The 5992-nt window shown below is 47.9% G+C and carries 2 tRNA genes and 3 rRNA genes; all 5 read right to left on the bottom strand.

Annotation, left to right across the window (positions count from 1 at the left end):
* Position 1: 1 nt before the first annotated feature.
* The 5 genes from rrf to CIK80_RS15105 all read right to left on the bottom strand — a co-directional run bounded on the left by rrf (position 2) and on the right by CIK80_RS15105 (position 5246).
* A 5S ribosomal RNA gene (rrf, locus tag CIK80_RS15125) occupies positions 2-115 on the bottom strand.
* Between the two features lie 161 nt (positions 116-276).
* Positions 277-3131 (bottom strand): 23S ribosomal RNA (locus tag CIK80_RS15120).
* A gap of 342 nt (positions 3132-3473) precedes the next feature.
* Positions 3474-3549 (bottom strand) — tRNA-Ala (locus CIK80_RS15115).
* 7 nt (positions 3550-3556) lie between these two features.
* Positions 3557-3633 (bottom strand) — tRNA-Ile (locus CIK80_RS15110).
* A gap of 74 nt (positions 3634-3707) precedes the next feature.
* Positions 3708-5246 (bottom strand): 16S ribosomal RNA (locus CIK80_RS15105).
* The 16S, 23S and 5S rRNA genes sit together here with 2 tRNA genes alongside, the layout of an rRNA operon.
* Positions 5247-5992 lie beyond the last annotated feature (746 nt).

Below are 5992 nucleotides of genomic sequence, written 5' to 3'. Positions count from 1 at the left end.
GAGCTGACGATGACCTACTCTCACATGGGCGAACCACACTACCATTGGCGCTACGATGTTTCACTTCTGAGTTCGAGAAGGGATCAGGTGGTTCCATCGTGCTATTGTCGTCAGCAAAGGGGGTTAGATATGAGTCTGTTTGTGTGACTTTGATAAGTACCACATAACCTAACTGAATCAAGGTTAACGGTGATATCGAAATGTTCTTTCTTATTCTAAAGCTTTCGCTTTACAAGATAGATTAATTAGACTTGATACAAACCACTTGGGTGTTGTATGGTCAAGCCAAACGAGCAATTAGTACAGGTTAGCTACACGCATCGCTGCGCTTCCACACCCTGCCTATCAACGTCCTAGTCTTGAACGGCTCTTTAGGGAAATCTAATCTTGAGGTGGGCTTCCCGCTTAGATGCTTTCAGCGGTTATCCCATCCGAACGTAGCTACCGGGCAATGCCACTGGCGTGACAACCCGAACACCAGAGGTTCGTCCACTCTGGTCCTCTCGTACTAGGAGCAGATCCTCTCAAATTTCCAACGCCCACGGTAGATAGGGACCGAACTGTCTCACGACGTTCTAAACCCAGCTCGCGTACCTCTTTAAATGGCGAACAGCCATACCCTTAGGACCTGCTTCAGCCCTAGGATGAGATGAGCCGACATCGAGGTGCCAAACACCGCCGTCGATATGAACTCTTGGGCGGTATCAGCCTGTTATCCCCAGAGTACCTTTTATCCGTTGAGCGATGGCCCTTCCATACAGAACCACCGGATCACTAAGACCTACTTTCGTACCTGCTCGACTTGTGGGTCTCGCAGTTAAGCGCGCTTTTGCCTTTATACTCTACGACCGATTTCCGACCGGTCTGAGCGCACCTTCGTACTCCTCCGTTACTCTTTAGGAGGAGACCGCCCCAGTCAAACTACCCACCATACATTGTCCTCGGTATTGTTATACCTGAGTTAGAACCCCAACATGACCAGGGTGGTATTTCAAGATTGGCTCCACCAAGACTAGCGTCTCGGCTTCAAAGCCTCCCACCTATCCTGCACAAGTCAGGTCAAAGTTCAATGTAAAGCTGTAGTAAAGGTTCACGGGGTCTTTCCGTCTAGCCGCGGGTACACAGCATCTTCACTGCGATTTCGATTTCACTGAGTCTCTGCTGGAGACAGCGCTGCCATCATTATGTCATTCGTGCAGGTCGGAACTTACCCGACAAGGAATTTCGCTACCTTAGGACCGTTATAGTTACGGCCGCCGTTTACTGGGGCTTCGATCAAGAGCTTCGCTTACGCTAACCCCATCAATTAACCTTCCAGCACCGGGCAGACATCACACCCTATACGTCCACTTTCGTGTTTGCAGAGTGCTGTGTTTTTAATAAACAGTTGCAGCAGCCTGGTATCTGCGACTGCCAATAGCTTACGGAGCAAGTCCTTCACCATCAGCAGCGTACCTTCTCCCGAAGTTACGGTACCATTTTGCCTAGTTCCTTCAGCAGAGTTCTCTCAAGCGCCTTGGTATTCTCTACCTGATCACCTGTGTCGGTTTAGGGTACGATTCGTTTATGACTATCGCTTAGAAGCTTTTCCTGGAAGCATGGTATTTGCCACTTCGCTGTACAAGTACAGCTTGCTATCAGATCTCGGTATAAAATAGCCCGGATTTACCTAAGCTATAAACCTACATCCTTCCACCTGGACAACCATCGCCAGGCTGGCATAACCTTCTCCGTCCCTCCATCGCATCATAAACAAGTATCGGAATATTAACCGATTTCCCATCGACTACGCCTTTCGGCCTCGCCTTAGGGGTCGACTCACCCAGCCCCGATTAACGTTGGACTGGAACCCTTGATCTTCCGGCGTGCGAGCTTTTCACTCGCATTATCGTTACTCACGTCAGCATTCGCTCTTGTGATACCTCCAGCATGCTTTACAACACACCTTCACAGGCTTACACAACGCTCCCCTACCACTTGAAAACAAATTCAAATCCGCAGCTTCGGCTCCTAGTTTGAGCCCCGTTACATCTTCCGCGCGGGCCGACTCGACTAGTGAGCTATTACGCTTTCTTTAAAGGATGGCTGCTTCTAAGCCAACCTCCTAGCTGTCTATGCCTTCCCACCTCGTTTCCCACTTAACTAGGAATTTGGGGCCTTAGCTGGCGGTCTGGGTTGTTTCCCTCTCCACAATGGACGTTAGCACCCACTGTGTGTCTCCCGGATATCACTCATCGGTATTCGGAGTTTGCATCGGTTTGGTAAGTCGGTATGACCCCCTAGCCGAAACAGTGCTCTACCCCCAATGGTGTTCGTCCGAGGCGCTACCTAAATAGCTTTCGGGGAGAACCAGCTATCACCGAGTTTGATTAGCCTTTCACCCCTATCCACAAGTCATCCCCTGGCTTTTCAACGACAGTGGGTTCGGTCCTCCGGTGCCTGTTACGGCACTTTCAACCTGCTCATGGATAGATCACTCGGTTTCGGGTCTATACCCTGCAACTAGACGCCCTATTAAGACTCGGTTTCCCTACGGCTCCCCTAAACGGTTAACCTTGCTACAGAATATAAGTCGCTGACCCATTATACAAAAGGTACGCGGTCACCCAACAAGTGGGCTCCCACTGCTTGTACGCACACGGTTTCAGGTTCTATTTCACTCCCCTCACAGGGGTTCTTTTCGCCTTTCCCTCACGGTACTGGTTCACTATCGGTCAGTCAGGAGTATTTAGCCTTGGAGGATGGTCCCCCCATCTTCAAACAGGATTTCTCGTGCCCCGCTCTACTTAATATGTTAATGCTAATGTTTCGAATACAGGACTATCACCTACTACGGTCAGCTTTCCCACGCTGTTCTTCTACATTAGTACTAATCGGCTTCTCCCCGTTCGCTCGCCGCTACTAGGGGAATCTCAATTGATGTCTATTCCTAAGGGTACTGAGATGTTTCACTTCCCCTCGTTCGCTTCCTAATAAATTAGGATACCTAGCTTATGCTAGGTGGGTTTCCCCATTCAGAAATCTCCGGATCACAGGATATTGCCGCCTCCCCGAAGCTTATCGCAGGCTGTCACGTCTTTCATCGCCTCTGACTGCCAAGGCATCCACCATGTGCGCTTCATTACTTGACCATACAACCCCAAGTAGTCTTTCGACTAAGTAGTGTCATACACTCTAATTAATGATAACGATATCACCTATGTTTACGCTTGATTCAGTTCTCTTATTTCTTTTTAGCAATCAACCCCTGGGATAACAACTGATGTCGTTAAAGAGCTGATTGCTAAGGTTAAGATGTGCGCGTGAACACGCTCATCCTAACCCAGACTCATATCTATGTTTTTAAATAGTCTCTATGCTCTCGTCGAGTCATAGATTTCCGTATAAAACAGAAAGAAGTAATCTTATTAAAATCACTTATTTCTATTTAATACCTATTTTATTTATTCGCACTCTAAGCTTAACTAAAGTAGTGGTGGAGCCAAACGGAGTCGAACCGTTGACCTCCTGCGTGCAAGGCAGGCGCTCTACCAACTGAGCTATGGCCCCATATAAATGGTGGGTCTAAGTGGACTTGAACCACTGACCCCCGCGTTATCAACACGGTGCTCTAACCAGCTGAGCTACAGACCCAATACGTTCGCTAAAACGTAAGCTTAAACTAAAGAACAACTTGTTGTGAATTCTTGCTGACCGAATGCTGTCTATAAGGAGGTGATCCAGCCGCAGGTTCCCCTACGGCTACCTTGTTACGACTTCACCCCAGTCATCAACCACACCGTGGTGATCGCCTTCCTTACGGTTAGGCTAACCACTTCTGGTGCAATCAACTCCCATGGTGTGACGGGCGGTGTGTACAAGGCCCGGGAACGTATTCACCGCGGCATTCTGATCCGCGATTACTAGCGATTCCTACTTCATGGAGTCGAGTTGCAGACTCCAATCTGGACTACGATAGGCTTTTTGAGATTCGCATCACATCGCTGTGTAGCTGCCCTCTGTACCTACCATTGTAGCACGTGTGTAGCCCTGGTCGTAAGGGCCATGATGACTTGACGTCGTCCCCGCCTTCCTCCAGTTTGTCACTGGCAGTATCCTTAGAGTTCCCGGCTTAACCCGCTGGTAACTAAGGACAAGGGTTGCGCTCGTTGCGGGACTTAACCCAACATCTCACGACACGAGCTGACGACAGCCATGCAGCACCTGTATTCTAATTCCCGAAGGCACTCCCGCATCTCTGCAGGATTCTAGATATGTCAAGACCAGGTAAGGTTCTTCGCGTTGCATCGAATTAAACCACATGCTCCACCGCTTGTGCGGGCCCCCGTCAATTCATTTGAGTTTTAACCTTGCGGCCGTACTCCCCAGGCGGTCTACTTATTGCGTTAGCTGCGTCACTAAGTCCTCAAGGGACCCAACGACTAGTAGACATCGTTTACGGCGTGGACTACCAGGGTATCTAATCCTGTTTGCTACCCACGCTTTCGAGCCTCAGTGTCAGTATGATGCCAGAAGGCTGCCTTCGCCATCGGTATTCCTCCAGATCTCTACGCATTTCACCGCTACACCTGGAATTCTACCTTCCTCTCACCTACTCTAGCCTGACAGTATCAGATGCAGTTCCCAGGTTAAGCCCGGGGATTTCACATCTGACTTATCAAGCCACCTACGCTCGCTTTACGCCCAGTAATTCCGATTAACGCTTGCACCCTCTGTATTACCGCGGCTGCTGGCACAGAGTTAGCCGGTGCTTATTCTGCAGCTAATGTCATCGTCTCCGGGTATTAACCGAAGAGTCTTCTTCACTGCTTAAAGTGCTTTACAACCAAAAGGCCTTCTTCACACACGCGGCATGGCTGGATCAGGGTTTCCCCCATTGTCCAATATTCCCCACTGCTGCCTCCCGTAGGAGTCCGGGCCGTGTCTCAGTCCCGGTGTGGCTGATCATCCTCTCAGACCAGCTACAGATCGTCGCCATGGTAGGCCTTTACCCCACCATCTAGCTAATCCGACTTAGGCTCATCTAATAGCGAGAGCAACAAGTTGCCCCCTTTCTCCCGTAGGTCGTATGCGGTATTAATTCGAGTTTCCCCGAGCTATCCCCCACTACTAGGTAGATTCCTAAGTATTACTCACCCGTCCGCCGCTCGTCATCTTCTAGCAAGCTAGAAATGTTACCGCTCGACTTGCATGTGTTAAGCCTGCCGCCAGCGTTCAATCTGAGCCATGATCAAACTCTTCAGTTTAATCTTGCTATGAAGCTCTTTAAAGAAGCTTCTAAACTTGGCTCATCTAATCTGGCAAAATCGCTAAAAATTATGTTCGTAATGAATTAACTTTGAGTTTTTCTGCTGTCTTAAATGATAATTTTTATAGTTAATAATCTTCCCGAAAAGAAAAGATAGTCAACTTTATTTTTTAGCATCCTGAATCAGCAAAAATCCACACAAGTTGTTCTTTAGTTATGCTTTTAAATAATGCCTGTCACTGTCGTCCAGTAGCAGTTATCTCTTAACTAATTATTACATAGCCAATGTGGCTTATCCTAATTAGCGAGCTGACTATCATATCATGTTTTAATAGACTGTCAAGCTTCTTTTTTAATTCGTTTCAATAAGTTAGCTCGCTAATTTTAGTGATTACTCACTCAGTTATTAACTGCTTTGCCTTAATGAGGTGCGTATTATAGACGCTTTATTCTTAGTGTCAAGGGTTTATTTTAAGTTTGTTTGAATGACCTGAATCAATCAGATACTCAATTAACCTTCCCTTTCGACTGGGTGGCATTATACGCTTGTTTGAGGCTGGGTCAAGGTCAATTGACAGTTTTTTTAAGATTATTTTACTGAGTGACATTTGAGTCAGGTGGCCAGATTAAACAGCCACACAAAGAAAAGCCCCTTGATACGTTAGTATCAAGGGGCTAGTCAGAATAGAGAGCTGACGATGACCTACTCTCACATGGGCGAACCACACTACCATTGGCGCTACG

This window comes from Psychrobacter sp. JB193 (genome assembly GCF_002285555.1).
GTDB lineage: Bacteria > Pseudomonadota > Gammaproteobacteria > Pseudomonadales > Moraxellaceae > Psychrobacter > Psychrobacter alimentarius.
This window is presented reverse-complemented; position numbering and strand designations above follow the sequence as displayed.